Source organism: Comamonas sp. HJ-2 (assembly GCF_053615495.1).
The window spans coordinates 104251-116677 of record NZ_JBSIFD010000020.1 but is presented as its reverse complement, the minus strand read 5'-3'; the positions used below and the strand labels follow the sequence as shown (position 1 = coordinate 116677).

24 protein-coding genes are annotated in these 12427 nt (G+C 56.9%); 17 read left to right on the top strand and 7 right to left on the bottom strand.

Going from position 1 to position 12427, the window contains the following annotated elements; translation table 11 throughout:
• Together ACWGXF_RS17180 and ACWGXF_RS17175 are read left to right on the top strand one after the other, a co-directional pair.
• The coding region (locus tag ACWGXF_RS17180; RefSeq protein WP_452102196.1) for a hypothetical protein at positions 1–220 on the top strand (220 nt) is incomplete at its 5' end.
• Positions 196–1095: a hypothetical protein gene (locus ACWGXF_RS17175; protein WP_452102195.1), complete on the top strand. Its 900-nt coding sequence runs from the start codon at positions 196–198 to the stop codon at positions 1093–1095. The genes ACWGXF_RS17180 and ACWGXF_RS17175, both read left to right, overlap by 25 nt.
• Here ACWGXF_RS17175 and ACWGXF_RS17170 read toward each other — a convergent pair.
• The gene (locus tag ACWGXF_RS17170) at positions 1092–1289 is read right to left on the bottom strand and encodes a hypothetical protein (RefSeq protein WP_452102194.1); all 198 of its coding nucleotides are present in this window, start codon (positions 1287–1289) and stop codon (positions 1092–1094) included. The two genes, ACWGXF_RS17175 and ACWGXF_RS17170, sit on opposite strands and share 4 nt — an antisense overlap.
• A gap of 32 nt (positions 1290–1321) precedes the next feature.
• The gene (locus ACWGXF_RS17165; RefSeq protein ID WP_452102193.1) at positions 1322–1459 is read right to left on the bottom strand and encodes a hypothetical protein; all 138 of its coding nucleotides are present in this window, start codon (positions 1457–1459) and stop codon (positions 1322–1324) included.
• Between the two features lie 167 nt (positions 1460–1626).
• On the opposite strand from ACWGXF_RS17165, the gene ACWGXF_RS17160 reads away from it, so the two are divergent.
• Positions 1627–1887: a hypothetical protein gene (locus tag ACWGXF_RS17160; RefSeq protein ID WP_452102192.1), complete on the top strand. Its 261-nt coding sequence runs from the start codon at positions 1627–1629 to the stop codon at positions 1885–1887.
• A 409-nt stretch (positions 1888–2296) separates the two neighbouring features.
• Here the strand turns inward: ACWGXF_RS17160 and ACWGXF_RS17155 are convergent, their stop codons facing one another.
• Positions 2297–2419 (bottom strand): hypothetical protein, encoded by a 123-nt coding sequence (locus ACWGXF_RS17155; protein WP_452102191.1) that lies wholly within the window; start codon positions 2417–2419, stop codon positions 2297–2299.
• Between the two features lie 130 nt (positions 2420–2549).
• On the bottom strand, positions 2550–3107 hold the full coding sequence (locus tag ACWGXF_RS17150) for a hypothetical protein (RefSeq protein ID WP_452102190.1): 558 nt from the start codon (positions 3105–3107) through the stop codon (positions 2550–2552).
• Positions 3108–3753: 646 nt separating this feature from the next.
• On the opposite strand from ACWGXF_RS17150, the gene ACWGXF_RS17145 reads away from it, so the two are divergent.
• The gene (locus ACWGXF_RS17145) at positions 3754–4512 is read left to right on the top strand and encodes an HIRAN domain-containing protein (protein ID WP_452102189.1); all 759 of its coding nucleotides are present in this window, start codon (positions 3754–3756) and stop codon (positions 4510–4512) included.
• A 5-nt stretch (positions 4513–4517) separates the two neighbouring features.
• Here ACWGXF_RS17145 and ACWGXF_RS17140 read toward each other — a convergent pair whose 3' ends face one another.
• Positions 4518–5210, bottom strand: a complete 693-nt coding sequence (locus ACWGXF_RS17140) for a LexA family transcriptional regulator (RefSeq protein WP_034380302.1) — start codon at positions 5208–5210, stop codon at positions 4518–4520.
• 4 nt (positions 5211–5214) lie between these two features.
• Here ACWGXF_RS17140 and ACWGXF_RS17135 point away from each other — a divergent pair, with 4 nt between their 5' ends.
• On the top strand, positions 5215–5535 hold the full coding sequence (locus ACWGXF_RS17135; protein WP_452102188.1) for a hypothetical protein: 321 nt from the start codon (positions 5215–5217) through the stop codon (positions 5533–5535).
• Between the two features lie 131 nt (positions 5536–5666).
• On the opposite strand, the gene ACWGXF_RS17130 is transcribed toward ACWGXF_RS17135, so the two are convergent.
• The gene (locus ACWGXF_RS17130; protein ID WP_452102187.1) at positions 5667–5966 is read right to left on the bottom strand and encodes a hypothetical protein; all 300 of its coding nucleotides are present in this window, start codon (positions 5964–5966) and stop codon (positions 5667–5669) included.
• 156 nt (positions 5967–6122) lie between these two features.
• Here ACWGXF_RS17130 and ACWGXF_RS17125 point away from each other — a divergent pair, with 156 nt between their 5' ends.
• The 8 genes from ACWGXF_RS17125 to ACWGXF_RS17090 are packed head-to-tail and all read left to right on the top strand — an operon-like array spanning position 6123 to position 9623.
• Entirely contained in the window at positions 6123–6611 is a 489-nt protein-coding gene (locus ACWGXF_RS17125) for a phage regulatory CII family protein (RefSeq protein WP_452102186.1), read from the top strand.
• Positions 6608–7459 carry a hypothetical protein gene (locus ACWGXF_RS17120; RefSeq protein WP_452102185.1) on the top strand — a complete coding sequence of 284 codons (852 nt, stop codon included), beginning with the start codon at positions 6608–6610 and terminating at the stop codon, positions 7457–7459. Before ACWGXF_RS17125 ends, ACWGXF_RS17120 begins: the two co-directional genes overlap by 4 nt.
• Positions 7456–8022 carry a hypothetical protein gene (locus ACWGXF_RS17115; RefSeq protein ID WP_452102184.1) on the top strand — a complete coding sequence of 189 codons (567 nt, stop codon included), beginning with the start codon at positions 7456–7458 and terminating at the stop codon, positions 8020–8022. Before ACWGXF_RS17120 ends, ACWGXF_RS17115 begins: the two co-directional genes overlap by 4 nt.
• Entirely contained in the window at positions 8019–8411 is a 393-nt protein-coding gene (locus tag ACWGXF_RS17110) for a DUF1064 domain-containing protein (RefSeq protein ID WP_452102183.1), read from the top strand. The genes ACWGXF_RS17115 and ACWGXF_RS17110 overlap by 4 nt, the downstream gene beginning before the upstream one ends.
• A complete protein-coding gene (locus ACWGXF_RS17105; RefSeq protein ID WP_452102182.1) occupies positions 8408–8665 on the top strand; it encodes a hypothetical protein in 258 nt (85 codons plus the stop codon). The genes ACWGXF_RS17110 and ACWGXF_RS17105 overlap by 4 nt, the downstream gene beginning before the upstream one ends.
• Positions 8656–8901 carry a DUF3310 domain-containing protein gene (locus tag ACWGXF_RS17100; protein WP_325800456.1) on the top strand — a complete coding sequence of 82 codons (246 nt, stop codon included), beginning with the start codon at positions 8656–8658 and terminating at the stop codon, positions 8899–8901. The genes ACWGXF_RS17105 and ACWGXF_RS17100 overlap by 10 nt, the downstream gene beginning before the upstream one ends.
• Positions 8891–9151 (top strand): hypothetical protein, encoded by a 261-nt coding sequence (locus ACWGXF_RS17095; protein WP_452102181.1) that lies wholly within the window; start codon positions 8891–8893, stop codon positions 9149–9151. Before ACWGXF_RS17100 ends, ACWGXF_RS17095 begins: the two co-directional genes overlap by 11 nt.
• Positions 9152–9188: 37 nt before the next feature.
• A complete protein-coding gene (locus tag ACWGXF_RS17090; protein ID WP_452102180.1) occupies positions 9189–9623 on the top strand; it encodes a hypothetical protein in 435 nt (144 codons plus the stop codon).
• 638 nt (positions 9624–10261) lie between these two features.
• Here ACWGXF_RS17090 and ACWGXF_RS17085 read toward each other — a convergent pair.
• Complete coding sequence (locus ACWGXF_RS17085) at positions 10262–10687, bottom strand: hypothetical protein (protein WP_452102179.1); 426 nt, start codon at positions 10685–10687, stop codon at positions 10262–10264.
• Between the two features lie 174 nt (positions 10688–10861).
• Between ACWGXF_RS17085 and ACWGXF_RS17080 the strand changes: the two genes are divergently transcribed.
• The 4 genes from ACWGXF_RS17080 to ACWGXF_RS17065 all read left to right on the top strand — a co-directional run bounded on the left by ACWGXF_RS17080 (position 10862) and on the right by ACWGXF_RS17065 (position 12414).
• Positions 10862–11104, top strand: a complete 243-nt coding sequence (locus tag ACWGXF_RS17080) for a hypothetical protein (RefSeq protein ID WP_452102178.1) — start codon at positions 10862–10864, stop codon at positions 11102–11104.
• On the top strand, positions 11101–11442 hold the full coding sequence (locus ACWGXF_RS17075) for an HNH endonuclease (RefSeq protein WP_452102177.1): 342 nt from the start codon (positions 11101–11103) through the stop codon (positions 11440–11442). The genes ACWGXF_RS17080 and ACWGXF_RS17075 overlap by 4 nt, the downstream gene beginning before the upstream one ends.
• A 16-nt stretch (positions 11443–11458) precedes the next feature.
• Positions 11459–11695 carry a hypothetical protein gene (locus tag ACWGXF_RS17070; protein WP_452102176.1) on the top strand — a complete coding sequence of 79 codons (237 nt, stop codon included), beginning with the start codon at positions 11459–11461 and terminating at the stop codon, positions 11693–11695.
• Positions 11696–12192: 497 nt separating this feature from the next.
• Positions 12193–12414 carry a hypothetical protein gene (locus ACWGXF_RS17065; RefSeq protein ID WP_280030807.1) on the top strand — a complete coding sequence of 74 codons (222 nt, stop codon included), beginning with the start codon at positions 12193–12195 and terminating at the stop codon, positions 12412–12414.
• The last annotated feature ends 13 nt before the right edge of the window (positions 12415–12427 follow it).

The window sequence follows — 12427 nt, the reverse complement described above, 5'->3', positions numbered from 1 at the left end:
CCCAGACAGTCGCTGCTGCGTAAATCTATTTGGGATTGGGGATGCCTTGGCCTATGGCCGATTTATGCAACAAAGCCTCGGCAATGCGATAAATGATCATGTTCTTGAACATCAGTGCTCCATTAATAGAAAAGCCCGCTTATTAGCGGGCAGGCGTTACATTTGTGGTTTCCTAAATGCGACAGTGAGGGATATGTGCTTAAAAAACTGCTGGACATGAATGTGCGCCTTGAGGCCATTCTTTTGTTGGTTATTCTCAGTTTGCTTGTTTATATTTTCGTGAGAATTGTCGTACCCAATTTCGGAACCAAAGCTTTACCGGCAGCATGGGCTGCGATGTTCGGTGCATTTGTGATTTTTTCGTATTCCGTCTTCTTTGAACTTGAAGAGGAAGTTATAAGTAGTAAGTTTAATACTTATGTTTTATCCGGCGAGAAAATTTCACTTCCAAATTTTGTGGTTCCCCCAAACTCTCGCAAGGGTGAAAATATTGAGCGTATGTCGGATGCAGGGAACATTACTTTTCTGCAGCCTCAGATTGGAAAAAGAGAGATAACTGATTTGATTGAAGTGGGGAAAGAACTGCTGTTCATCAATGCCTTGGTATTTATTGGCGCAGATTACAAGGATTGGAAAATTGAGAGCATTAGCTATCCTGGCGGGCACACATCAAGATGGCGAAAGATAGAATCCGCTGGTGACGATGCTTTGATTTTTGCAAAGAATGCACTTCTTTTGAAGGATTTCGAGTACTTTAAATACTCCCCGGATCAGGAAATATCTGGATCTCAAGTCTCTATTTATCCGCCTGGGACAAAGGTGCATGTAGATGAAAAGATATTTATCCGAAACAATGAGTTTGGCTTGGAGATTGATTTCCTCTCGCCAGATAATGTATATCGGTCGGATTGGGGTTTTGTTGCCCCATTTGAGGTGCGAGTTCGTTGCGTGCTCCCGAAAAATCGCGCTGGCAGCTTGGAGAGAAAAAACTACAAATCATTTTGCAATGACTTTATGAGTCGCTTTGAGGCACGCTTAAAGGTGGGCGAGGCGGATTTTCCGAAACGTAATTGGGGAGCGGGCACCGCGAGCTAAGGACTTTCCTTGAAGCACTGAACTGTTTTGCTATCCAGCCACTCGGCATGCATGCCCGGGCAGGCGAACTCGTCGCGCAGGCTTTGGGTGATGGTTTGAGGTTCATCGGCTTGGGCATCTGGCGCGGACAGCCAGGCTGCGAGAAGCAGGGCGCCAACGATGACCAGCAGGGAGTCAACAATCGTCTTCAGCATGAGGATCTCCTGTTCAATAAAGCGCTTGCTGCTCAGAGGGGCCATGCTTCCGGCGTGAGGGCCATCACCACGGCCGCGCCGACCAGGCAGAACAGGCCGAGGCCGGTGAGAGCCCATTGCGCCGCGATCAGCAGCTTTGTGGTGGACGTGGTGACGGGAGTCGAATGCATGGAGTCTCCTGTGGACAAAGAAAAAGCCCGCGAGCGGTTGCTGCGGGCTTGAATAAAGAGCCGGTGACCTTTCGGGTCTGCCTGGGGAATGGTTCAGAGAGGGAGGGAGGAGATAAACCCCAGACCCGGCTGGAAACTAGAATGGGCCATCAGACTGGAGGTGCCTCATGACCCAGGAGGAATCTGGCGCATTTGCTGCGCTGTCGATGATCTTGACCGCAGTCGTCAAGGCGCTACCGCGCGAGACTGCCCATCAAGCGGCGAGGGAGCTGCGCGCTGCACAACTGGATGCCAAGCATCAGGACGGGCCTGATAGAACGGATCCCGAGTTCAGGCATGGCCGCGATCACTTGGTGAATGCGTATCGCGAGCTTCTCAATAACGTGGCCGAGGGCAACGTCTACCTTGTCGGTGGTGTGAAGAAGTAAAACTGACTTGCCATCTGGCGTGACCACTGTCGCCACGACGCAAGCGCCGTGCTCCTGATCGACGCCAGCCCAGGCCCATTCCTGAGCTGCCGTACCTGCTCGAGCAGTCACGCCAGATAGCCCCCGCTACTTTCCCGGGGTGTTCATGATGGGCACCTAAGACCGGTGCGATTACCCTCTTGCAGTATTCCAGCCGGGCCTTGCAGGCCTGGTTTGTAAGAACCGGGGAGCCGACCCCCGGCACCATCATCTAGGAGGCTGACACACATGCCGTTTCCGCCTTGCGTTTCCGTAGAGGGCTTTGGTTCAGTCAGTGCGCAGCCGCCTAGATGATGGCCCCGCTAAAGCCCTGCGGGGGAGGGCACATGCATGGCCGCATGCTGGCTAAACGCTCACATTTCAATCTCCATCAGGCCGTCGCAGGCTGCAGAAGCCCATGCTCGCGGCAATAGGCCATCTCTTCGTCGTAGTCGGAATCCTCCAGCACCAGCGTGCCGTCAGGGGCGTAAATGTCTCGCTTCGGGGAACCCATGGCGCGCTCTGTGCGCTCCACTCGGTAGCCGTGCCGCGCCCAGCATCCGTTGGGGCTGTTTGGGTTGGGAGGCTGCTGGGTGGTGTTGACTGTTTCCATAGCTTTGAAGTCCGTTTGTGATGGGGTGTGCCTATGCGTTCAGCAAGTGCGCCTTGATGAAAGGCCCGAAAAATGGGTTGTCGCCTTTTTTGTATTCCAGGCGGATGCGGTCGCCAGGGTGGAAGCCACCAGGCGGCGCGATATGGGCATCCACTCGAACGTCAAATCCCATGTCTCCACTGCGCACAGTCAGGCTCCAGGCTCCGCTGACGAATTGCTCGGCGCGCTGCACAGTGGCGCCCAGGAAGGAAATCTGCAGAGTGGCTGTCACCACCTCGTCCTGCTTTGTGGCGGGAGTCAGGTTGTCCACCTTCTTGGGCAGCTCAGCCCATGCAAGGGTTTCGTCGGCGCCATCGTTGTCGCGCAGTGGGCGCAGCTCGCAATCCCTGTAGACGACAGTGTTTCGCGGGTCGGGAGGGCAAGTAAGGTCGCCAAACTTGAAGGTGGAGAGAGGGCGCCCTACCCAGTCGGCTGGGATTGAATAGGCTCCCGGTGTGGCGCGGCTGAGAATTTCCAGCAGACAGCCGTTGTTGTTGGGGTATTCAAGATCGTTGACCACGATGGCCAGATCACCGAGACGACAGTTCATGGCATTCCTTGATAACTGTTTATTTATACAGTATTTTTGAGCGAGTTAGGTCTTTAGGTCAACTCAAACCAAAGCCCTGCAAGCAAGGCTTTGGTTTGTGCCCTGATCTCGCTCAGGGGCTGGCGCTGCTTGCGCAGTCATATGCGTGTGGCGGCGTCATCTGGTGTGAGAGGGCGGGCGACTCCTCAAACCATCGGCCAACTTTGATCCCGTGCCGGCTTTCGTGCGGCTCTAACGCTGCTTCTGCAGTTGCTGGGCCGGGGCATGCGGCCTATTCATCGCGCATGTGTTCTCCTTTGCAGCGCGCGGCTGCCTGGTTGGCGTCTTGCTTCTCTTGGTGACGCGATCCCTCAAGCAAATTGCCCCTTGAATCTCGCTCTTTGGCGAGCTGGAGCCCGATTGCTGACGGTGAGTGCTTGGCTTTTTAAAGACCCGTGGCACGCGGCTCGATCGCTTGGCACCCATCGCGTCTGCAACTCCTGCTGCGCTCCATCGGGAGCTGCTTTGTTGTTTCGCGATGAATGTATTTAAACATTACGTTTATATTCTGGTCAACAGTTTGTTTAAACAAGTTGTGTAAATAATTGCTATTGAGTTGCCTGCACAATAGAAAAACAACAAGCACAGGCAGTGCGGGAGGGGAGACATGGAAATCAAGAAGAAATCAAGAAGGGCGAATGCTCGAGTGCCGCATTGGCCTGAGCAGGTGGGGTACGGTGAGTCAGTTGTGGGTGTCAGCTATCACACCCAAGCGCTAGAGAGAATCGTTGCGTGGGAGCCTGAACTTGAGCAGTTCTTCCTTGCGACTGCAACACTTGTGCCAGAACCCGAAAATCCGCATGACGGGAATGCTGTGAAGGTGCTCTGCGTTGAGCATCACATTGGGTATCTGTGCAAGGCGTCAGCAGCCAGATACAAGAGGGCCGTGTGCGAAAACGATGCTATTTACCACCCACCGGTAACAACGGCTGCACTACGGGTGACAAGAATGCTTTTCGATGAAGGCCCTCAGTTCAGTGCCTCGCTGAGCCTGAGGTTTTCGCAGCCGCCTAGCGATATAGACAAGGTCGCACCCAGGCTGAGGTATTCCATGCTCGCGCCGCGTTTACGCGTTGACTGCTTTGTTCGTGATGGTCACGCCTTCATCATTGCTGCCGATGTTGATGAGGAAACCGTGGATCGCTGCTATCCGGGCGCAGTGCTGGATGTGTGGCTTGCTGAACGAAATGGTGATGTGCACATCAGCGCGCCTTCTTCAATTGGCGGCTCAGGGGGCGTTTGCGTTATGAACCTTGATGCGCTGCGGTCGCTGGGTTTTGCGTCCCTTGATGACTTTCTGCCCCGTGTTTACTCATCGATGGGGCGGGTTATTATTTGCTGCGCAAAACTACCAAAGAGCGCATAGTTCGCTTACAGCTTGCGGCCATTCCAAGCCCAGACAACGCGGCCTTTGACCTGCACTTCATGGTCGCCGTTGAGTACGTCAACGGTCTTGATGTTCACATTGTCTGAGCTGACTTCAAGCGAGCCATCCATGCGCATACGCACGCGCTTGATGTATGACTTGCCCTGCACTTCCAGCACATAGACGCCCTCATGGCTGGCTGGGTCGCGGGACCCAACATCCACGAGTAGTACATCCCCATCGCTAAAAGTGGGTGACATGCTTTCTCCATGGGCGTGAATGAACTTCAGTTCTTGAAAGTTTGTTGGCTTGATTTGCTGGTTAATCCAGTGAGCCGACAGCGATAAGCCTCCCACCACGTAATCGGTGTCCAGCACATCATTGCCCGGGCCCATGCTGCCGCAATTGGCTAGCAAAGGGATTCGCACCAAGTCGTCAGGGCTTGCAGGCGCGTGGGCCTCAATCAGCACGGGCGCACCGCCGCCGTAAATCATTTCCCCTTCGCCTGACAGTAGCCAAGCCGCACGCACACCCAGTGCGACCTCGGCTGTCAATGCGCCCGACCGTGAAACGCCGCGTGTTTCCCAGTTTTTCACTGTCTGGGGCGATTCATTGAGCAAGCGGGCAACGGCAGATTGGCCACTGATTCCGCGCACTTGCATTGCGGCTTGGTAGAGGCGTTCGAGGGATGGGTGCATTGGCTTGATTTTCCGTTTACTAAACAAAACGTTGTTAAACGCGTTGTTTGACTTTTGTTTAAACGTGATGTGTAATTTGTTTATGCATCAAGACGCTCAACTCATTGCCTGGCTCGGCGGCGCATCCAAATTTGCGGAGCGCCTCGGCTTCTCTGTTCAACGTGTTCAGAACTGGAAGGATCGCGGCATTTCTGCGCATGTGGAGCGAGACCACCAGTGGATCACTGACGAGCGCCGCGCTATGGCTGCCACCACCACACAACCCCAAAGCAGCCAAGAGCTGGCCCAGCCATCCACCTCTGCAAAGGAGGTGAGTCATGGCTGAGCCGCAGTACCGATTTGGTGGACCTGTACCTGAACGCGCCCAGTGGCTCAAAAAGCGCCGAGAGTGGCGCGCTTCAAGCCTGTACGCCACGGTGAAGCGTGGTCGCGCAAGGGATAGGGATGCCGCTGCTGCTAGGACTTCTTCACTGCAGCCTTCTTGTGAGCAGATGGCTGCTTTGGCTGCGATGGCCCCATATCTGCAGGGTGTGCATTCTTCAGTGCCTCCAGGGTTTGCAGAGCCCGGGCGCTTTCCTCCCGGACATGGTCCAGGTAGTTCTCGCTGACTTGGGAGGGAATATGCATGTCTTCCCAGACCTCTAGCCGGATTCGCACGTCTTTGATCAGTTCGTTGGTCGGGTTCAGTGCCGCCAAGCTGAAAACGACCTGCCTCAGCACGTCGATTTGCGCTTGTAGCTCTTCTGGTTCTTTCATGTCCGCCCTCGCTGGCGCTGGTTGTGTAGGAACTCCCAGCATAGCCCAGGGTGCGGCGGGCACCTTTTCCTCTCTTCTGGCCTGTTTTCGTTTGCATGCAGGCAGTGTCTTTTTCTGCGGCTCAGCCCGCAACGTCCTTTTTCTGGAGATCCGGACATGAGCACACTTGATGCCCTGCGCCGTGGCGTAGACAACTATCCTGGCGGCCGCGAAGTGGTGGCCGTTCGTATTGGCAAGACTGGCGAGGTTCTGCGAAAAGAGCTGTCTGGTGCAGCCTCCCACAAGCTGGGCGCCGTTGATGCCCTGACCATTGCCCGCATTGCCTGCGAAGAGGGCCGCCCCCACTGCTATGACTACGCCTCTCTGGTGGCCCAGGAGTGCGGCGGTCGCTTCGAGCTGGTGACGGAGGCTGCAACAGAAGCCCCTAGCCCCGTTGCCAAGGTCTCGAAGCTGGTGCTGGAGACCTCCCACGTCACCAGCGCCGTGATTGAAGCCATGCAGGACGGCGTGATCTCGGATAACGAGCTGGCGCAGATCGAGCGCGAAATTGCTGAGGCCGAGGAAGTGCTGCGCAAGCTACGCCAGGCTGCCCGTGCTGTGAATGCGGCAGGCAAGCCTGCTGGAGCCGCGAGGGCTGAACGATGAGCAAGCTCCCATGGTTTCGCACCTACACGCGGATGGTCGATGACGACAAGCTCAAGCTGCTGGCCTTTGAGGATCGCTGGCACTTTGTGGCCCTGCTGTGCCTCAAGGGCGAGGGTCTGCTGGACAAGGGCGACACTCCTGCGCTGCTCATGCGCAAGGTCGCTGTGAAGCTGGGGCTGGACGTGCGCAGCCTTGAAGAGGTGGCCCGCCGCCTGGCTGAAGTTGGACTGATTGAGCAGGCCACCCTGCAGCCTTCCAAGTGGGCCGCTTTGCAGATGCGCAGCGACACCGACACAACGGCAGCGGAGCGCAAACGCCGCCAGCGCCAGCGCAAAAAAGACGCTGTTTCAGAGGAAGAAGAGGGTGGCCACGATGAGGTCACGGATGAGTCACGCGTGACGGGTACGAATGTCACGCGTACAGATACAGATATAGATACAGATAAAGAAGAGACAGTTAACGATTTAAAGGCTGTAGGTGCTGCTGACCGTGACGCTTCGCCTCCGGCTCAGCCAGAAGCCAGCAGCGGAAGGGGCAAGACTGCGACAGGAACACGCCTGCCCGAAGACTGGAAGCTGCCCAAGAGCTGGGGTGACTGGGCCATTGCCGAACATGCCGGCCTGACCGAGGAAGAGGTGCGCCGCCAGGCCGCGATGTTTGCCGACCACTGGCGCGCCAAGGCGGGCAAGGACGGGCGCAAGGCGGACTGGGGTGCGACATGGCGCAACTGGATCCGCCGTGCTACGGAGCTGACCACAAACCGCCGTCCATCCATGGCACCAGCGTCCGCCGCAGCAGGCAAGTACGCCGGCGCCGGCAAAGCCATCTTTGAGGGGATCGAGCTATGAGAAGCAGTCACGAAATCTCCAGCCTGGCATCGCGTGCCGTGCGCAGCGCCGGACAGCAGCAAGGCCAGCTGGCGCCGCGGCCCGAAGCATCGCAGCGCATCCGCAAGCTGTTTGTGGTGCTGCAGGGCGCCTACGGCACAGCATTCCTGGCCAAGTTCAGCAGCGGCGAGCTGAACGAACGCCGTGAGGACAAAGGGGTGCGGGCTGCGCAGCTGGTTTGGGATGCGGACTTGGCGAAGTTCACGGATGACGTGATCGAGGCAGCTTTCCAGAACATCAAGCGCGAATGCCCGGAGTTTCCGCCGAGCCTCCCCCAGTTTGAAAAGGTCTGCGAGGCCCTGACACCCCGCAAGACCTACTTTGAAGAGAGCGGCCTGCTGGCGCTGCCAGCGCCCAAGGTGGAGCGCCTGCTGGACGTACCGTTCGAGCTCAAGGGCGACGACAAGGACTGGGCTCGAAAGATCGTTGCGCGTATCAATCACGGTGATCAGACGGTAACGCGCCACACGCGCATGGCTGCCATGGAGACCCTGGGCATGCACCAGCGGGGTGCGGCTGCATGAGCAAGGGCATGAAATTGACAGGGCATGCTCTGAAACTGGTTCCCAAGACCCCAGGCTCCAAGTACGGCAACAGGAAGATCACGGCGGCTGATGGTGGCAAGTTCGACAGCTTGGCCGAGCTCCACCGCTGGTCACACCTGCAGATGCTGCAGCGCGGTGGCTACATCAGTGATCTGCGCCGGCAAGTGGTGTTTGAGATGGTCCCATCGGTGAAATTTGCTGGCGCTGCCCGTGCACGGCCCGCCATTCGCTACATCGCTGACTTCGTGTACCTGGAGAAGGGCATCGAGGTGATTGAGGATGTGAAGGGCGTGGAGACCCCTGAGTTCAAGCTCAAGCGTCACCTGATGAAGGCTCTGCTGGGGCGGGAAGTGCGGGTGATCAAATGACCCAGGCACTCAACCCCGCATTCTTTGGCAAGGTCGTGCCGCTGGCTGGCCAGCGCAAGCCGCCCAGCGCTTCGCGCATCACGCGGCTGGTGTGGCCGACCTATGAGCGCCTGAGCGATGGCCGCTATCTGATCGAGCACTGGATGGAGAACCGCTGCTGCAACCGGGTGCAGGTGGGCAGCAGCATGGTCTGCGTGGTCGATGACTACGGCAGTCTGGTGGCGGTAGAGGACAGGGGGCGCGCATGGTGGTGAAAAGCGCACTCGACACTCAGGCCGGTGGCAGCCATTACAAGGACTGCCGGATTCAGCCCATCGAGTTCATTCATGCCAACGGACTGGACTTTTTTCAGGGAAACATCATCAAGTACGCGACCCGGCACAAGGCCAAGAACGGGGCCGAGGATCTGCGCAAGGTGATCCATTACGCGCAGCTGGCGCTGGAGTTGCAGTACGGCGAAAAGCCCGAGGAGGGCGGCAATGCTCAATAGGCTGAATGAAAAAGAGCGCGCCCACCTGGCGGCCGTCAAGGAACTGCCCTGCAGTGTCTGCGACCAGGCCGGGCCCAGCGAGGCGCACCACATCGAGCAGCGCCAGCAATACACCGTTGTGGCCTTGTGCGAGAGCTGCCACCGTGGCCCGCTGATGGGGCTGCACGGCCAGCGCCGTATGTGGGCAATCAAAAAGATGAGCGAACTGGACGCGCTGAACGTGACCGTGCGTCGTCTGTTGGGTAACTGAAGCAATCAAAGAAAGAGAGGGGCTGATGCGTAGAGACTTGAATTTGAATGTGCCCCAAGACTTGCAGCAGGCCGAGGAGCTGCTGGAGAGGTACGGGCGATGGGCCCAGGATCGGTACAAGAAGCAGCGCTGTGCCAGCGCGGAGGGGAAGTATCGACCGCCGCCACAGGCCCGGAGTGATGACGAACCCCTGATCCCCTTCATGCCGGACTGGAGCGCGCGGCATGTCCAGCTGGCGCTGCAGTCCGTGCCAATGCAGTTTCGACGCGTGCTGTTTGCGATCTACATCCCCCAGAAGGAGCACCCGATGGAGGCCCGTCGACGCATGCGCCTCAAGCGTGATGTGTGGGACGGCAGTCGAATTGAGGGCTTGCGGCACTTCTGGAACATCTACCGCTTGCGCTACTTGACAAAGGGTGTCACAATCGCGCCTATTCTCCGCGACACTGAGTCGTGTGCCCTGGCTGCCTGAAGGTAGCCAGCGGCGTGACCAAAGCCCCAAGCCTTACTCGCTGGGGCTTTTCGTTTGTCTCCTTGCTGGCCGAAAGCCGGCAACTGCCGCCCTGGTTCTACCTCGGCGGTTTTTTTATTCCCGGTTCGCTGCCACCGAGCACGCCCGACGATCACGCACATTGCAATTGGGGCGGATCACTCGGGGCGGCACCTATCTCATAAATCCTCTGAGCTCTTACTGGGGTCAAGCCAGCCTTTGATGCTTTTAAAAATCCACAAGAGCGTGAACAGAGGAGTGCAAACTAGAACGCAGTTAAAAATGAACCCAAATGCATCTTTGTAGTCGCTGCTCGACATGCCGCGCATAAGTAGCAAGCAGAGCGATGCAGACATCCACAGAAGAACAAGGACTACGGTTCTTGGGCGAGAGAGTAGCCGCTTCCAAAGAGCAAACGTGCCTATTAAAACAATTGCCAAAGATGCAATTTTGAGAAGCTTAAAGGCGAATACAGACATTGCCGGAACTTTGGACTGAAGAAAGAAATGATAGGTTGTTCAAGCCCTAAGCTCCAAATTTTCAAGTCATCGCTGCCCGTGCTGGACGCTCGGCGCATCATGGCAAGGGGCGGGTGATGGATAAACGCGCTCTGTAGAAGCCTATAGGAATTTTTCCAGCAACTGGGTTAGTGCTGCCAACAATGCAAATAAAGCGGATAGCTGGATGAGAAGCTGAGCGCGAGATCTACAGCTTATTTCTTTAAGTAGCGACTCCAGAGTTTCAGCTCCCACCTGTTGAGCAGCCTGTGGGTTGTTGCTTCTAATTTCTTCAACATTGCACAGCTCTGCGTATTCGGAAGAGCTGAGTTCAACGCCTAGAGTTTTATTTTTCTCAGCTGTATTAATTAGTAGTCTTGTTAGTCTTTGATGCTTATTACCAAGTTCAATCACGATTGTTGCAATCTTTGTAACTGGGTCTTCGCCGAGCTTTGGAAGGGGAAGCGTTTTGGCTGCAGCATAAAGTGAGAGAGCGACGGAAAGCAGCGTGAGACTAATTGAGATGAGGAAAAGAGTCTTGCCGAGCATTTTGATCTTTGGAATAAAGAATAGGTTTCAATCTTATCGCGAGCATGCAGCATCAAACCAGCGCCACCTTCGGGTGGCTTTTTTGTTTCGCCGCCACCAAACGCACCCGGCAAAGCATGCATCACTTCGTGAGGTGTAAGGCTTGTGTGGCGGTCCTATTCACTGGAGTTCGCAATGCTCTACACCCCAGAGAACGCGCGCGGCGCGAGTGTCTTCGATGTGGATGCAAAGGAAGAAATCCGCAAGGTGCTGGAGGTCAGCACCAGTCAAGGATGGGTGAAGGTTCACAGGCACACCCTCGACACAGACTCGCGAGGTCGATTCCTCAGCGACAAGATCAGGTTCCGTTCTATTTACGCCATCCGCGGCGATGAAGCGGCGCCTTGCTTGTTTCACTGCTATGGGCGGCTGCCATGAGACGCTTGCCCCGCATTTCTGCTGCGCAAGTCCGTGTGCAGATGCTCAAGCCTGCCGCCCTGCAACAAGCGCAGAGGATTGGGGTCACCGCTCGTGACCGCGGTCGTGGGCGCCAAGCTGCGCGCCTGCGCATCTGGTTGCGTGATGGCCCCCACTGCGCTGCATGCGGCGAGTTGGTTGACATCACGCCCGGCACACATCGGCCCTTTGAGCTGGACCACATAGTCCCACTGTGGAAGGGTGGCCAAGACAACGATGGCAATAGGCAGTGCCTGTGCCCTGGTTGCCATAAAGACAAGACGACTGCTGAAGCAGCGGAGCGGGCTGGTGCAAGATAGCGGCATGGAGGCTGCGATGAGTGCGAACGAGATATGGCAAGAGGTGCAATGCGCACAGGGCGACCACGATAGATTCGGAGACGATCTGCTGGTGCTTGGGCAGCGCTTTCATTGCCATATGTGTGGCGGTGAGCATGTGGCCAATCCCGGCACGGTTGAGACGCTGATCGAAATTGATGGCGTGATTGACTATCCAGAACTGCCAGAGACGGCGGAGCAACTGGCAGCACTCAAGGTCATGGCTTCATCGTGATCGAAGCGCCAGCGCCCGCCTGACGCGGCCTGATGGCATCGAAAGGGGAGGGGGTGGTCAAAAGGTCGGAGCCCTCCGGACCGGATACCGCCCTGTTCCGCACGCGCACAAAAATGCCCTCTGTTTGATTGTTTTTCGGCAGTCTGGCGCCTCAAGAGTTGCGTGTAAGTTGTTGTCGTTAATGGAAATTAATGGTCTTTGAATTCCGGCAAGACCGATATTCAAAGAAGTAGGAAATCAAAGAATCAAAGAGGTGAGCCATGCCAAGAGGGGGCTCTCGGCCCGGTGCTGGCCGCCCAAAAAAGACCGCACCCACGGCGCCTACCGTTGAGGCGCCTGCAGCGACTGGCGGTAAGTACAAGAGGCGGGCGCCGCCTGCCGTGGATTCCGAGGGATTCAAGACAGAGGATGCGCCGCAGAGCTGGCCGTTCGGCAAAGATCGGCCAGCACCTCCACCAGCTCCGGCGCCGGCGCCGGCTCCGGATGTGTCTGGCCTCATGCCGCTGGATTACCTGTTGTCGGTGATGCGTGATGAGGAGCTTCCGCAACCCATACGCATGCAGGCAGCGACGCTGGCTGCGCAGTACTGCCATGCCAAGCCTGCGCCTAAAACCGCGAAGCAGGAGGCAGAGGCCAAGCGCAAGGAAGGTTTGCAATCCGGCCGCTTCGGCCGCCGTCAGCCGCCCACGCTAACAGCGGTCCAGGGCGGAAAGTCATAGCCAGTTTCTGGCG